Genomic DNA, 12,750 nt, shown 5'->3' on the forward strand with positions numbered 1-12,750 from the left:
ATGACGATCCACCAGTCACCCGAAGCCTTCGGCTACGACGCGTTCCTGTCCGCCCACCAGAACAAGGAAGTCCTGCGCTTCATCACCTGCGGCTCCGTCGACGACGGCAAGTCGACCCTGATCGGCCGCCTGCTGCACGACACCAAGCAGATCTTCGACGACCAGGTGACGGCCCTGCAGCGCGACTCGCGCAAGCACGGCACGCAGGGCGCGGAGATCGACCTGGCGCTCCTCGTGGACGGCCTCCAGGCCGAGCGCGAGCAGGGCATCACCATCGACGTCGCCTACCGCTTCTTCTCCACCGACAAGCGTTCCTTCATCGTGGCGGACACCCCCGGCCACGAGCAGTACACCCGCAACATGGCCACCGGCGCCTCCACGGCGGACGTGGCCGTGATCCTGGTGGATGCCCGCCAGGGTCTCACCCGGCAGACCCGGCGGCACGCGCTCCTGGTCTCCCTGCTGGGGATCAAGCGCGTGGCGCTGGCCGTGAACAAGATGGACCTCGTCGGCTGGTCGCAGACCCGTTTCGAGGAGCTCCTGTCGGCCTTCAACGCCTTCGCAGGCCCCCTCGGCTTCAGCGAGATCCGGGCGATCCCGCTCTCGGCCAAGAACGGCGACAACGTGGTGCTGCCGGGCGCCGCCGCACCCTGGTACACCGGCACCCCGCTGCTCCAGTACCTCGAAGAGGTCCCGGTCCGCGTCGAGGAGCAGGCCGCCCCGTTCCGCATGGCGGTGCAGTGGGTGAACCGGCCGAACTCGGATTTCCGGGGCTTTGCCGGCCTGATCGCCAGCGGCCGCGTGGCCCCGGGCGACGCCGTCATCGTCGAGCCCTCGGGCCGGACCTCGACCATCGCCCGCATCGTCACCGCCGACGGCGACCTGCCGCATGCGGTGGAGGGCCAGTCGGTGACCCTGGTGCTCGCCGACGAGATCGACGCCTCGCGCGGCTCGGTGATCGTCACCGCGGACGCCCCGATGCGGGTGACGGACAGCCTCGACGCCCGCCTGTTCTGGGCGGCCGAGACCGAGCTGCTGCCCGGCGCCACCCTGCTCGCCAAGATCGGGACCGTGACGGTGAACGCCGTCGTCACCACGATCCGGACCCGGATCGATCCCGAGACCGGCAACCCCGAGCCGGCCGCGCGCCTGACCGCCAACGACATCGCCGACGTGACCCTGACCCTCGACCGGGCGGTGGCGGTGGACGCCTATACGGCCAACCGCGACACCGGCGGCTTCATCCTGATCGACCGCGAGACCACCGACACGGCGGCCCTCGGCCTGATCCAGGCCGATGCGGCGGCGACCCCGGTCAAGGACGAGCCCGCGGAGGTGCGCGAGACGCGCTCCGGCGGCGGCTTCCTGTCGAAGCTACGCTGGGTCTTCGGCGGAATCTGACCGGTCCGGACCCGGCCCGGCAGCGCCGGCCCCGCAGGACCACCCCCGACGGCCTCACCGCCGCGGCTCCTCCCGGAGCCGCGGCGGTTTGCGTTCGCTGCGCGCCGGTGCCGTTTGCAAGGGGGGATCGATGCGGCGGGGGTCATCTCCCTCGCCCATCTCCCTTGCCCGTGCGCGACGGCGCGACTAGGGTCCGCGCCGCTCGATCCGACCTTCGAAAACAGACGGGAGTGACCACCCATGGGCTTTCTGGCCGACGCCTTGTCCCGCGTGAAGCCGTCCGCGACCATCGCGATGACGCAGAAGGCGCGCGAGCTGAAAGCGCAGGGCATGGACGTGATCAGCCTCTCCGTCGGAGAGCCGGATTTCGACACCCCCCAGCACATCAAGGATGCGGCCATCGAGGCGATCCGGCGCGGCGAGACCAAGTACCCGCCCGTCTCCGGCATCGTGCCCCTGCGCGAGGCCATCGCCAAGAAGTTCAAGCGCGAGAACGGGCTCGACTACAAGCCGTCCCAGACCATCGTCGGCACCGGCGGCAAGCACGTCATCTACAACGCCCTCCTCGCCACCCTGAACCCCGGCGACGAGGTGGTGATCCCGCGTCCGTACTGGGTCTCCTACCCGGAGATGGTGGTGCTGTGCGGCGGCACCCCGGTCTTCGCCGAGACCGACATGGCCCATGACTTCAAGCTGCAGCCCGAGGAGCTGGAGCGGGTGATCACCCCCAAAACCAAGTGGATCATCCTCAACTCGCCCTCGAACCCCTCCGGCGCGGCCTATGCCCGCGACGAGCTGAAGAAGATCACCGACGTGCTGATGCGCCACCCGCAGGTCTGGGTGCTCACCGACGACATGTACGAGCACCTGACCTACGGCGACTTCGAATTCGTCACCCCGGCCCAGATCGAGCCCGGCCTCTACGAGCGCACGCTGACGATGAACGGCGTCTCCAAGGCCTACGCCATGACCGGGTGGCGCATCGGCTACGCCGCCGGCCCCGAGCACCTGATCAAGGCGATGGACTTCGTCCAGGGCCAGCAGACCTCCGGCGCCTCGACGATCTCGCAATGGGCCGCGGTGGCGGCCCTCGAGGGGACGCAGGCCCACCTCGCCGAGTTCCGCAAGGCCTTCCACACCCGCCGCGACCTCGTGGTGTCGATGCTGAACCAGACCAAGGGCCTCAAGTGCCCGACGCCCGAGGGCGCGTTCTACGTCTATCCGTCCTGCGCCGAGACCATCGGGCGCAAGACCCCGGCGGGCAAGACCATCGCGACCGACGAGGACTTCGTGGTGGAGCTGCTCCAGGCGGAGGGCGTCGCGGCCGTCCACGGCTCGGCCTTCGGCCTCGGCCCCAACCTGCGCATCTCCTACGCCACCTCCAACGCGGCCCTCGAAGAGGCCTGCACCCGAATCCAGCGCTTCTGCGGCTCCCTGAGCTGACGGCGGCGTCCGGCGCGGCCCGCGGGCCTCGCCCGGATCTTGCGTCCCTCGAACGACCGCGCCCCGGCCGAGAGCCGCGGCGCGGTCGTTCTCGTTTCCGGAGGTCCGTGCCCATGACGACGATCGCCATCCTGGCCGCCGGCGCGATGGGGAGCGCACTCGCCGCGCGCCTCACCGGGAACGGCGCCGAAGTCCTGACCGTCCTCGACGGACGCAGCCCGGGGACCCGGGCGCGGGCGCTCGCCGCCGGCATGACCGACACCGACCTGCCCGGCCTGATGCGGGCCGACCTGCTGCTCTCCATCGTCCCGCCGGCCGATGCCGAGGCCCTCGCCATCACTCTGGCGCCGATCCTCGCGGCGGCGGCGCACAAGCCCGTCTACGTCGATTGCAACGCGGTGAACGTCGTGACGGTCCGACGCATCGCCGGGATCGTCGCGCCGACCGGGGCGGCCTTCCTCGACGGTGCGATCATCGGCCTGCCGCCGAAACCCGGCACGCCCGGTCCGCGCCTTCACGTGTCGGGCGATGCCGCCGAATCCGCGCGACCTCTTCGCGACCTCGGTGTCGACCTCAGGGTGAATACCGGTGGTATCGGCGCGGCCTCGGGCCTGAAGATGGCCTATGCGGGCATCAACAAGGGCCTCACCGCTCTGGCCGCCCTCATGGTGCTGGGGGCCGAACGGGCGGGCGCCGGCGAAGCCCTGCGGGCGGAACTCGCCGAAACCGAGCCGGCTCTCCTCGCGCGCTTCGCCCGCGGCCTGCCCGACATGCTTCCCAAAGCCCAGCGCTGGGTCGCCGAGATGCACGAGATCGCCGATTTCCTCGGTGACGATGCCGCCGGGCGCCAGGTCTTCGCCGGCGCGGCCGACCTCTATGCGCGTCTGTCCGGCGCGGACGAGGCGGGTGACAGCGCCCGCCTGCGAGCCTTCGCGGCGGCGTGCGGATCGTCGCAGCCGTCATGACGCGGGGGAAGCCGGTTGCCGGCTTCATCGGCGCCGCCTACATCGGCGGTCCCTGCTGCCGAGGCGCTCGATGGTTTCGCGAACCCTCTCGGGCTTGGCATGGCAGCGGGGCTTGTCGTGACGGGGCGGTGCGGACCAGTTCTCTGCATGGTTCCTGTGAGGCCTAGTGGGCCGGGTGGCGACAGGCGTGTCAGGGACGCGGGGAACAGGAACCGCAGCCTTGGCGCAAGGCCCACCTCATCGGCCCCGTCTCATCCCGGGACGGTCTTCCGCTGCATCCCGGTCGCGTTCGTTAAGGATCCTCGGCAAGTGTAGGGATCGGCCGGGGAACCGGTCGTGTGCCACTGCGTAGTTTCGGGCCAGACCACTATGAGACGCCTCCTGACGGGCGGCATCAAGGCGATCCTCGCGGTCGCTGCGCTCTCCACCGCCGCTCACTGGACCTTGCGCCTGCAGCGCGAGCCGACCCTTCCGCTCCGCGCTCAGGCGGAGCTTCCCGACCCGATCACCACCGGATCGATCACGCCGCGGCACGCAGAGCCTGCCGTCCCGGCGGAGCCGGCTGCGGACTTTGCCAAGACCCTCGACCAGCGCCACCTTTCCGAACTCTTCGCCGGTGCGGCGCCCGAAAAGGCGAAGGTGCAGAAGACGGCCGTCAAGCGCTAGGACCAAAGTCCCGACTGCCCGTCGGCCGGCCATGCCACGGACCGCACGCCCGAATCCGGGGCGTGCGACCGTCGACGACGGGATCGTGGATCGGTCAGGCGGCGGCGCGGCTGGCGTGATTGCCGTCCTGGATCTCCGCGATGATCTTGGCGCAGAAGGCGTCGAGGTCGCCAGGGTTGCGGCTCGTGATCAGGCCCCGGTCCGACACGACGGGCTCGTCCGTCCAGTCCGCGCCCGCATTCACCACATCCGTCCGGATCGATTCGAACGAGGTCATCCGGCGTCCCTTCGCGGCGCCGACCTCGATCAGCAGCCAAGGCGCGTGGCAGATGGCAGCGACCACCTTGCCGGAATCCACGAAGCTGCGAATCACCGCGAGGGCCTTCGGCTCCAGGCGCAGCTTGTCCGGGTTGATCTGGCCGCCCGGGAGGACGAGGGCATCGTAGTCCTGCGGTGACCCGGACTCGAGATCCTTGTCGACCGCGACGTTCTTGCCCCAATCGGTCTTGTCCCACCCGCGAATGGATTCCTTCGCCGTGCGGGACTGCGGCGCCGCGACGTGCACGGTGGCGCCGACCTCCTTGAGCCTGCTCTGCGGGACGGTGAGCTCGGTCTCCTCGAAGCCATCGGTGGCGAGGATCAAAACCTTGGCCTGCCTGATGTCAGACATGGATTGTCTCCGGAATGCGAAAGATATGGCACTGAACAGGTCCCGTGAGATGCGGGTTCCGCACGGGTAACGGACGGGCCCTTCGGGCGCGGGAACCTGGCCGCGCTCGGCCGTGTTGGTCCGCACATCCCTCAGACAGACAGGAGGCTTCGCATGGCCAATCACGAGATGGCCAATCCCGGCCTGCCGATTCCCGAGCCGCTGCCGGGTGGAATTCCGGGCGATCTGCCGACGCCGCCCCCGCCGGACGAGCAGCCCGATATCGGACCGACGGGGCCGCGCACGCCGTATCCGGTCAACGATCCGGGGATCGACGAGCCGGCCGGCCCGGGCTCGGAGCCGGATTACCTGCCGGGCGGTCCGACCGATCCCGGCGTCCGGATGTAGGGGGGGGTCAGTGGTCCCCGTGCGACGCGCGCACGTCGCGCGGTGCACTCAGGATTTCGGAGAGGCTCGTCGCCACGTGACGGGCCTCTTCATCCGTCAGGCGAAGCTGAAACGGGGGCAGGGCGCCAGCCCGGAGGGCCACGACGGCCTGGCCTTTTTCGTCCGTACCGATCTCGATCGCCGACGACGTGACGTCGAGCATCGCAATCTCCTCGTCGGACATGTCCTCGGGCAGATCGCTGTCGTCGGGTTCGTCGATGGCGGTGAGAAGCTGGCCCACCGCCCGCACCAGGGCGCGAGCCGCCCGGGCATCCATCACGACGGCCGTGGCCTGATCGTCCTTCTGAAATGAAAGCTGGATGTTCGCCCCTTCGAGGGAAACCGAGATGCCCGCCATGAATCGCCTAACCGCTTGCTCAGGAACTCTTATATGCGCTGGGCCGCGCAAATAACACAGGGGACGCCGTTAGGGGCGCTCCGAACCGGGGTCGTTTCCGTCGGGTAGAACGCCTTGTTGCCGCCGCATGATCGGACTACATGAGAGATAGCGGGTATCGGTGAGCTGGGATCTTGTACCGCAAGCGTCTCACGTCCTGCTGATTCCGTCAGGCCTACCGAAGAGGATCTGCCGCTTGTGTCGAGCAGACGCAGGCTGTTGATCGACGAACGATACGAGGATCTATTTCGTGAATACCGGCACTGTAAAGTGGTTCAACGAGACCAAGGGCTACGGCTTCATTCAGCCTGACGACGGCGGCAAGGATGTGTTTGTGCACATCTCCGCAGTCGAGCGCGCTGGCATGCGCAACCTCATCGAGGGTCAGAAGATCTCCTACGAGATTCAGACCGACAAGCGCAGCGGCAAGGACTCGGCTGGTAACCTCCAGGCGGCCTGATGCTCCCGGCGCCAGCCCCCGGGCTGGCGTCACCCTGAAGGGCTTCCCACGAAGCCTCCGCCGCCGGTGACCGACACCCTTCTGGGGAGAAGGGGTTTAGCATCCGGCATATCCCGCAACACCAACGACGCGCGCGGCTCAACCGGCCCGATGCGTCCGAGACACGGCACGCAAAACCTGCACGTTATTGAAAGTACACAAGAAAAATATGTTGTTTGAATATACCCGACGCCGCGGCGTCCGTTCGCCCGTCACCGATGCGGCGACCTTCAAGGTGGGTCACCTGAAGCAAACCATGGCTCATGAGGCAAAGACCGTCGACCTCAGCCATCTGATCGACACCTCCTACAACTACCATTCGCCCCGCGAACTGCGCTGGCATCTGGCCGAGCGGTTCGGCATGGCCCCAGAGGCGGTCGCTCTCCGCGAGCATCACTGATCCGAGGCCGCCCTGATCCTGTCGGGGCGGACCACGCGCCTCGTCATCGAGCCGACGTTACGATCGAGCCCAGCGCCCAGGTGCTGGGCTTTCCTGTTTCGAGACACCCGGGCGCCGCCTCCGCCGGCGTCTTCAGCGGGGTGCCAGCGCCGCCACGACGTCGTTTCGCAAGGTCTGGGACACGGCCACGAGTTCTCCATGCACCGGGTCCGGACGGTTGTAGGTCGTGGGACGGCCTTGAAGATCGCTGACCGTGCCGCCCGCCTCGCGCAGGATCAGGTCGGCACCCGCGAGATCCCAGTCCCGCGCATGGGGCGAGACCAATCCGACATCGATGGAGCCCTCGGCAACCCGCGCGACGCGCAGGGCCAGGGACGGAACCCGCTCGACGGAGACGAGCTCGGCCTGTTGCCCGTTCGTCCCGGCGCCCCGGGCCAGGCGGTCCATCATCGGCTTCGGACCGGTGACGCGAGCCCCTTCGACGGCGCGCTGGCCGGAGACGGTGATGGTCTGTCCGTTGCGGGTGGCTCCCGCTCCCGCGATGGCTTCATATAAGGTATTGGTCACGGGCGCGTGGACGAAGCCGAGGACGGGTTGCCCGGCCGACAGCAGCGCCACGGCGATCGACCAATCGGGATGCCCGGACATGAAGGCGCGGGTCCCATCGATGGGATCGACGATCCAGACGAGACCGGCATCGAGCCGCACCGGATTGTCGCTGGTCTCCTCCGAGAGCCAGGCTGCTCGGGGCAGCATCGCGCTGAGGCGAACCTTCAGGAAGGTGTCCACCGCCACGTCGGCTTCCGTCACCGGCGAGCCGCCCGCCTTCGACCAGACCCGCGCCCCCGTCTGCCCGCCTGCCTTGTAGAACGGCAACGCGAGGGCGGCCGCTTCGCGGATCGTCTCGCGCAGGGCGGGAACGAGGGCGTGTGCGGCTTCCGGGGGGATCGGATCGGACATGCGTCTCCATACGGTTCAGGAGGTCAGGCTGGGCGCTTGTTGAAGAGCCCGTCGCCCCGGCACGGATGCATGGAGGGCGGTGCTTCCTTCGTTGTAGGATGCCGGGCGGGTTGTCACAAGGAGAGCGACGCAGATGTCGATACGGACAAATCTCTTAGATCGAAGCAAGGAAGCGTTGAGCATTCCACGTGCTTCACCCTTGTCCATACTCGCTTAACGCTCACTCTTAAGCTGGCCTGAGGAGGTTAGACGTAAATCTGCTTGTCATAGACGGGTGGCCGACAGAGGTTGCCGGCGCCAACAGGGTGTACGAGCCATGAACACTTTCGCGAACATGAACGACATGTCGGCGGATGCCACCTTCGTCGGCGCTGCCCCCGTTCTGACGCTGTCGCGTCTCCCGGTGATCGACCGCCTGGGCCCGGGGCGGCCCGCCGGCGTGGCCCTCGCCTACGCCGAGGATGATTCGGATGCTTGCGGCGAGGACCGCTTCGACCTCCTCCTCGTCGACGCCACCGGCCGGGTCGTCACCCGCCTCGGACCGTTCTGCGAGGACGAGGTCGTGGCACATTGGCGTGACGTCGCCGCCAAGTCGGGCCTGCCACGGATGATCGTCAAGGAGGACGGCGAACTCGCCAGCGTCTCGAACCAACTCGGCCCGGTAGCCCTGGGCCGGACCCGGACCCGCCGCCGTCACGGCCTCCTCAACGGCCGCCGCCCGCGCTTCCTCGTCCGCCGCAAGACCGGCGCGCTGCCGGTTCGTCCCCTGATCCATCGCGGCGAGAACGAGATCATCTCCGGCGCCCGCTGCTGAGCCGGGTCGCCGTATCCCGAGCGAGACTCAGAGGATGTGCGTCACGGCGGCATCCGCCGCGAGGCCGACAAACAGGATCAGTCCCGCTTCCCGATTGGAGCGGAAGAGCGTCAGGGCACCGCGCCCGTCGCGCGTGTCGAGGCGCAGCACCTGTCGCCCGAGATGGACGCCGAACAGGGCGACGCCGAGCAGGCCCACGGGGCCTGCGCCTGCCAGGACCGCAGCGAGCGCGACGAAGCCGACGCTGGTGCCGTAGCACAGACCGATCGCCCCCCGCATCCGGCGCCCGAAGAAGCGGGCCGAAGAGCGGATGCCCGCGATCTCGTCGTCCTCGATATCCTGTACGGCGTAGATCGTGTCGTATCCGATCACCCAGGCGATGGTGCCCGCGTAGAGCAGCAGGGCCGGGACATCGAGGCGTGCGAACACCGCGACCCAGCCCATCAGCGCGCCCCACGCGAAGGCGAGGCCGAGGACCGCCTGCGGCACCGGCATGACGCGCTTCATGAAGGGATAGATCGCCACCGGGACCAGCGAGGCGATGCCGACGCCGATCGCCGGACCGTTGAACTGGAGCAGTACCGCGAGGCCCATCAGGGCCTGCAGCACGAGGAAGACGGCGGCTTGGCGCGCCCGGACCTGGCCCGAGGGCAGGGGGCGCGAGCGGGTGCGCTCCACCTGGGCGTCTAGGTCCCGATCGGCGATGTCGTTGTAGGTCGAGCCCGCACCCCGCATGGCGACGGCGCCGACGAAGAACAGGGCCAGATGGATCGGGTCAGGGAAAGCGGCACCGGACCGGATGGCCGCGAGGGAGGCCGACCACCAGCAGGGCAGAAGCAGGAGCCACCAGCCGATCGGCCGGTCGATACGGGCGAGGCGCAGGTAGGGCCGGGACCAGCGCGGCGCGATCCGGTCGACCCAATGTCCCGCCACCGCATCGGCGACGCGGCGGTCCGCGTGCGGGGAGCTCACGCCGTCCATGGACGCACGGGCGCGTCGGGCCGACTCGTCCGGAAAGGTTTCAGCACCGGATCAGAGGGCGCCCTGCGGCATCTTCAGGCTGCCCGTGAGTCCGGGGCCGCCGAGGAGGCCACCGCCGCCGCCGTTCTGGGCCTGCGCGCGGGCCTGGGCTTCCATCTTGGAGGCCTGGGCCGCGACGGTGCAGACCTTGGTCTTGATGCCCGACACCTTGAGGTGGTCGGCCTTGAAGCCTTCCGCGAAGGAATCCGGGATCGAGCACCACTCCTTGTTGGCGGTGATCCATTTCAGGCCGGCGGTGCCGTTGGCCTGGAGCTTGCCGAACAGGGTGCAGGCCTCGGCCGGCGTCATCTTCTTCTTCGAGTTCGACGCGGCGTTCGCCTTGCCGATCAGGTCCTTGCGGGCCTGGAGGGTCTGCTGGATCTCGCCGCACTCGGCGGACTGCGCGAAGGCCTGTTCGCTGAAGAGCGCCGTGCCGGCGAGGGCGACGGCCAGCGTCGCGATGGTCTTGAACGACATGCCTTGAGATCCTTTCTCCCCCCATCCGCGATCCGATGGGGGTGAGCCCGGCGACCGGATGCGGAATGGCCTGATGCGTGCCCGGAAGCGCACAAGAGTTCGCGCCTTTCGGTCTTGGTTTCGTTTCGGCATAGGAATGTGGCGTCTTTCGAGCCGCAAACGCCGGGTCGCATTCGAAGGTGGATTTACGGCGCAATGTTGCCGCGTGTTGCGGGTTTGCATCAGCTGCTGCGGTTCGGGACCGCGCCGTTGACAGCCGACTCACCCCACGCGACCACGCCGGGTATGGCCGCTTATGACTTCACCGCCCCACGCCTCTTCGTCGAAGCCGACCTCTCCGTCGGAGCGACGCTGCCCCTCAACCGGGCGCAGGCGAACTACCTCCTCAACGTCCTGCGGCGCGGGCCCTCCGATCCAGTTCTCCTGTTCAACGGGCGCGACGGCGAATGGCGCGCAGAGATCGCCCCGACCGGGCGTAAGAGCGCGGACCTGATCGTGCGGGAGCGCACACGCCAGCAGCCGCCACGCGCGGACCTTCATTACCTGTTCGCGCCGTTGAAGTCGGCCCGGCTCGACTACCTGGCCCAGAAGGCGGTTGAGATGGGGGCCGGCACCCTTCGCCCTGTCTACACCCGCTATACCCAGAGCGAGCGGCTGAATGTCGATCGCCTGCGCGCGAACGCCATCGAGGCCGCCGAGCAATGCGGCATCCTCGATCTGCCGGAGATCCAGGAGGCGGCCAAGCTCCCGGCGGCGCTCGCAAACCTCAACCCCTTGCGCCTGCTCGTGTTCTGCGACGAGGACGCCCCGGTTTCGGATCCTATCCTGGCCCTCCGGCAGGCCGCCGATCCCGCGGCCGCCCCGCCTCTCGCGGTTCTGGTCGGACCCGAGGGCGGGTTTTCACCGGACGAACGCGCCCTGATCCTGGAACGTCCGAACACGGTGGCCCTCTCCCTCGGTCCGCGCATCCTGCGGGCCGACACGGCGGCGGTGATGGTGCTGGCCCTGATTCAGGCGGTGCTCGGCGACGCTCGCTGAGGCGTCGCTTGCCCGCGTTGTTCGCGCGGGTCCCGTGGCCTATGAGGCGCGTTGACCCGATGTAAGGGGCCACGCCGCTGCGGTCCGGCGCGCCTCTCCTTTGAACGACCTTCCTGAAGAGGCAGCGCATGGCGCGCGACACGTCCGATACGACGCCCCTGACCACGCGGGACGAGCTCATCGCCTGGTTCGCGGAGGGCGAGAAGCCGCGCGCGCGCTTCGCGATCGGCACCGAACACGAGAAGGTGCCCTTCTACCGCGACGGACACCGCCCGGTCCCGTATGCGGGTGAGAAGGGCATCCGGGCTCTGCTGGAGGGGCTCGGCCGCGAGACCGGCTGGGAGGCGATCGAGGATGCCGGTAACCTGATCGGTCTCGCCGGTGCCGAGGGCGGCGCCATCTCCCTGGAGCCCGGCGGACAGTTCGAGCTCTCCGGTGCACCGCTGGCCGACGTGCACGCGACGGCCACGGAGTTGCGGACGCATCTCGACGCGACGACCCGGGTTGCAGACGGTCTCGGCATCGGCTTCCTCGATCTCGGCATGAGTCCGAAATGGACGCGGGAGGAAACCCCCGTGATGCCGAAGAGCCGCTACAAGATCATGGCGGCGTACATGCCCAAGGTCGGCAGCCTCGGCCTGGACATGATGCTGCGTACCGCCACCGTGCAGGTGAACCTCGATTTCGCCTCCGAGGCCGACATGGTGGCCAAGATGCGCGTCGCCCTGGCGCTGCAGCCGGTGGCGACCGCCCTCTTCGCCAATTCGCCCTTCACGGATGGGCGTCCCAACGGCTTCCTGTCGCGCCGGTCCGAGATCTGGCGCGACACCGATGGCGACCGCACCGGCATGCTGCCGCGGGCCTTCGAGCCCGGCTTCGGCTACGAGTCCTACGTCGACTGGTTGCTCGACATGCCGATGTACTTCGTGAAGCGCGGCGAGACCTACCACGACGTCTCCGGCGCCTCGTTCCGCGACCTGATGGCCGGCCGGCTCGCGACGCTGCCGGGGGAGCGCGCGACGGTGTCGGATTGGGCCAACCACGCTTCGACCGCCTTCCCGGAGGTCCGGCTCAAGCGCTTCATCGAGATGCGCGGATCCGATGTGGGCGGTCCGTCGATGATCGCTGCGCAGGCTGCTTTCTGGGTCGGGTTGCTCTACGATGAAGCCTCGCTTGCGGCGGCCTGGGACATCGCCAAGAACTGGAACGCCTGCGACCGGGAGGGGCTGCGCGCCACCGTTCCCCGCCTCGGTCTGGCCGCCCGCATCGCGGGTCGATCCCTCGGGGCGGTGGCGGCCGAGGCGCTGACGATCGCCCGCGCCGGGCTTGCCGCCCGGGCGCGACGCGACGCTCAAGGTCGGGACGAGACCCATTTCCTGCAGCCGCTGGAGGCCATCGTCGCCGCCGGACGCTCCCTCGCCGAGGAGCGCCTCGCCGATTACGAGGGCCGCTGGCAGCGCTCCGTGGAGCCTGCTTTCACCGAATGCGTCTTCTGAACGACTCGCGCCGTCGCAGCCGGGCACATTCGCCGGCAAAAGCGCGAAGGTGCTCGAAAACACCCGCCATCCTGGCTT

The 12,750-nt window shown here is 68.7% G+C and carries 15 protein-coding genes; 10 read left to right on the forward strand and 5 right to left on the reverse strand.

From position 1 onward, the window contains the following. The 4 genes from cysN to ASG51_RS03260 all read left to right on the forward strand — a co-directional run bounded on the left by cysN (position 1) and on the right by ASG51_RS03260 (position 4,475). Positions 1–1,401 carry a sulfate adenylyltransferase subunit CysN gene (cysN, locus tag ASG51_RS03245; protein WP_056354885.1) on the forward strand — a complete coding sequence of 467 codons (1,401 nt, stop codon included), beginning with the start codon at positions 1–3 and terminating at the stop codon, positions 1,399–1,401. Between the two features lie 240 nt (positions 1,402–1,641). Further along, positions 1,642–2,844 carry a pyridoxal phosphate-dependent aminotransferase gene (locus ASG51_RS03250; protein WP_056212186.1) on the forward strand — a complete coding sequence of 401 codons (1,203 nt, stop codon included), beginning with the start codon at positions 1,642–1,644 and terminating at the stop codon, positions 2,842–2,844. 113 nt (positions 2,845–2,957) lie between these two features. Continuing rightward, positions 2,958–3,809, forward strand: a complete 852-nt coding sequence (locus ASG51_RS03255; protein ID WP_056212184.1) for an NAD(P)-dependent oxidoreductase — start codon at positions 2,958–2,960, stop codon at positions 3,807–3,809. A 369-nt stretch (positions 3,810–4,178) separates the two neighbouring features. Then, complete coding sequence (locus ASG51_RS03260) at positions 4,179–4,475, forward strand: hypothetical protein (RefSeq protein WP_056278139.1); 297 nt, start codon at positions 4,179–4,181, stop codon at positions 4,473–4,475. A 94-nt stretch (positions 4,476–4,569) separates the two neighbouring features. Here ASG51_RS03260 and ASG51_RS03265 read toward each other — a convergent pair whose 3' ends face one another. Continuing rightward, positions 4,570–5,145 (reverse strand): type 1 glutamine amidotransferase domain-containing protein, encoded by a 576-nt coding sequence (locus tag ASG51_RS03265; RefSeq protein WP_056379073.1) that lies wholly within the window; start codon positions 5,143–5,145, stop codon positions 4,570–4,572. A 168-nt stretch (positions 5,146–5,313) separates the two neighbouring features. On the opposite strand from ASG51_RS03265, the gene ASG51_RS03270 reads away from it, so the two are divergent. Then, positions 5,314–5,532: a hypothetical protein gene (locus ASG51_RS03270; RefSeq protein ID WP_055957152.1), complete on the forward strand. Its 219-nt coding sequence runs from the start codon at positions 5,314–5,316 to the stop codon at positions 5,530–5,532. A gap of 7 nt (positions 5,533–5,539) precedes the next feature. On the opposite strand, the gene ASG51_RS03275 is transcribed toward ASG51_RS03270, so the two are convergent. After that, positions 5,540–5,929, reverse strand: a complete 390-nt coding sequence (locus ASG51_RS03275; RefSeq protein ID WP_056379075.1) for a hypothetical protein — start codon at positions 5,927–5,929, stop codon at positions 5,540–5,542. A 289-nt stretch (positions 5,930–6,218) separates the two neighbouring features. Between ASG51_RS03275 and ASG51_RS03280 the strand changes: the two genes are divergently transcribed. Both ASG51_RS03280 and ASG51_RS03285 read left to right on the forward strand, forming a co-directional pair. After that, positions 6,219–6,428: a cold-shock protein gene (locus ASG51_RS03280; protein WP_055956856.1), complete on the forward strand. Its 210-nt coding sequence runs from the start codon at positions 6,219–6,221 to the stop codon at positions 6,426–6,428. 208 nt (positions 6,429–6,636) lie between these two features. Further along, a complete protein-coding gene (locus ASG51_RS03285; protein WP_056212176.1) occupies positions 6,637–6,867 on the forward strand; it encodes a hypothetical protein in 231 nt (76 codons plus the stop codon). A gap of 132 nt (positions 6,868–6,999) precedes the next feature. On the opposite strand, the gene ASG51_RS03290 is transcribed toward ASG51_RS03285, so the two are convergent. Beyond that, positions 7,000–7,827: a 3'(2'),5'-bisphosphate nucleotidase CysQ gene (locus tag ASG51_RS03290; RefSeq protein WP_056379077.1), complete on the reverse strand. Its 828-nt coding sequence runs from the start codon at positions 7,825–7,827 to the stop codon at positions 7,000–7,002. 343 nt (positions 7,828–8,170) lie between these two features. On the opposite strand from ASG51_RS03290, the gene ASG51_RS03295 reads away from it, so the two are divergent. Then, the gene (locus ASG51_RS03295) at positions 8,171–8,641 is read left to right on the forward strand and encodes a DUF6101 family protein (RefSeq protein ID WP_056212352.1); all 471 of its coding nucleotides are present in this window, start codon (positions 8,171–8,173) and stop codon (positions 8,639–8,641) included. A 27-nt stretch (positions 8,642–8,668) separates the two neighbouring features. On the opposite strand, the gene ubiA is transcribed toward ASG51_RS03295, so the two are convergent. Further along, complete coding sequence (gene ubiA, locus ASG51_RS03300) at positions 8,669–9,622, reverse strand: 4-hydroxybenzoate octaprenyltransferase (protein ID WP_056379079.1); 954 nt, start codon at positions 9,620–9,622, stop codon at positions 8,669–8,671. Positions 9,623–9,673: 51 nt separating this feature from the next. After that, positions 9,674–10,138: a hypothetical protein gene (locus ASG51_RS03305; RefSeq protein WP_056212170.1), complete on the reverse strand. Its 465-nt coding sequence runs from the start codon at positions 10,136–10,138 to the stop codon at positions 9,674–9,676. Between the two features lie 285 nt (positions 10,139–10,423). On the opposite strand from ASG51_RS03305, the gene ASG51_RS03310 reads away from it, so the two are divergent. Then, positions 10,424–11,176 carry a 16S rRNA (uracil(1498)-N(3))-methyltransferase gene (locus tag ASG51_RS03310; protein ID WP_056379081.1) on the forward strand — a complete coding sequence of 251 codons (753 nt, stop codon included), beginning with the start codon at positions 10,424–10,426 and terminating at the stop codon, positions 11,174–11,176. A 128-nt stretch (positions 11,177–11,304) separates the two neighbouring features. Beyond that, a complete protein-coding gene (locus tag ASG51_RS03315; protein WP_056379083.1) occupies positions 11,305–12,672 on the forward strand; it encodes a glutamate--cysteine ligase in 1,368 nt (455 codons plus the stop codon). The last annotated feature ends 78 nt before the right edge of the window (positions 12,673–12,750 follow it).

The organism is Methylobacterium sp. Leaf465 (assembly GCF_001424705.1).
Lineage (GTDB): Bacteria > Pseudomonadota > Alphaproteobacteria > Rhizobiales > Beijerinckiaceae > Methylobacterium.

What these genes read in the sequence shown, in the direction of transcription:
- cysN (WP_056354885.1), top strand. Translation starts at nt 1, where the DNA reads ATGACGATCCACCAGTCACCCGAAGCCTTCGGCTACGACGCGTTCCTG.
- ASG51_RS03250 (WP_056212186.1), top strand. Translation starts at nt 1,642, where the DNA reads ATGGGCTTTCTGGCCGACGCCTTGTCCCGCGTGAAGCCGTCCGCGACC.
- ASG51_RS03255 (WP_056212184.1), top strand. Translation starts at nt 2,958, where the DNA reads ATGACGACGATCGCCATCCTGGCCGCCGGCGCGATGGGGAGCGCACTC.
- ASG51_RS03260 (WP_056278139.1), top strand. Translation starts at nt 4,179, where the DNA reads ATGAGACGCCTCCTGACGGGCGGCATCAAGGCGATCCTCGCGGTCGCT.
- ASG51_RS03265 (WP_056379073.1), bottom strand. Translation starts at nt 5,145, where the DNA reads ATGTCTGACATCAGGCAGGCCAAGGTTTTGATCCTCGCCACCGATGGC.
- ASG51_RS03270 (WP_055957152.1), top strand. Translation starts at nt 5,314, where the DNA reads ATGGCCAATCCCGGCCTGCCGATTCCCGAGCCGCTGCCGGGTGGAATT.
- ASG51_RS03275 (WP_056379075.1), bottom strand. Translation starts at nt 5,929, where the DNA reads ATGGCGGGCATCTCGGTTTCCCTCGAAGGGGCGAACATCCAGCTTTCA.
- ASG51_RS03285 (WP_056212176.1), top strand. Translation starts at nt 6,637, where the DNA reads ATGTTGTTTGAATATACCCGACGCCGCGGCGTCCGTTCGCCCGTCACC.
- ASG51_RS03290 (WP_056379077.1), bottom strand. Translation starts at nt 7,827, where the DNA reads ATGTCCGATCCGATCCCCCCGGAAGCCGCACACGCCCTCGTTCCCGCC.
- ASG51_RS03295 (WP_056212352.1), top strand. Translation starts at nt 8,171, where the DNA reads ATGTCGGCGGATGCCACCTTCGTCGGCGCTGCCCCCGTTCTGACGCTG.
- ubiA (WP_056379079.1), bottom strand. Translation starts at nt 9,622, where the DNA reads ATGGACGGCGTGAGCTCCCCGCACGCGGACCGCCGCGTCGCCGATGCG.
- ASG51_RS03305 (WP_056212170.1), bottom strand. Translation starts at nt 10,138, where the DNA reads ATGTCGTTCAAGACCATCGCGACGCTGGCCGTCGCCCTCGCCGGCACG.
- ASG51_RS03310 (WP_056379081.1), top strand. Translation starts at nt 10,424, where the DNA reads ATGGCCGCTTATGACTTCACCGCCCCACGCCTCTTCGTCGAAGCCGAC.
- ASG51_RS03315 (WP_056379083.1), top strand. Translation starts at nt 11,305, where the DNA reads ATGGCGCGCGACACGTCCGATACGACGCCCCTGACCACGCGGGACGAG.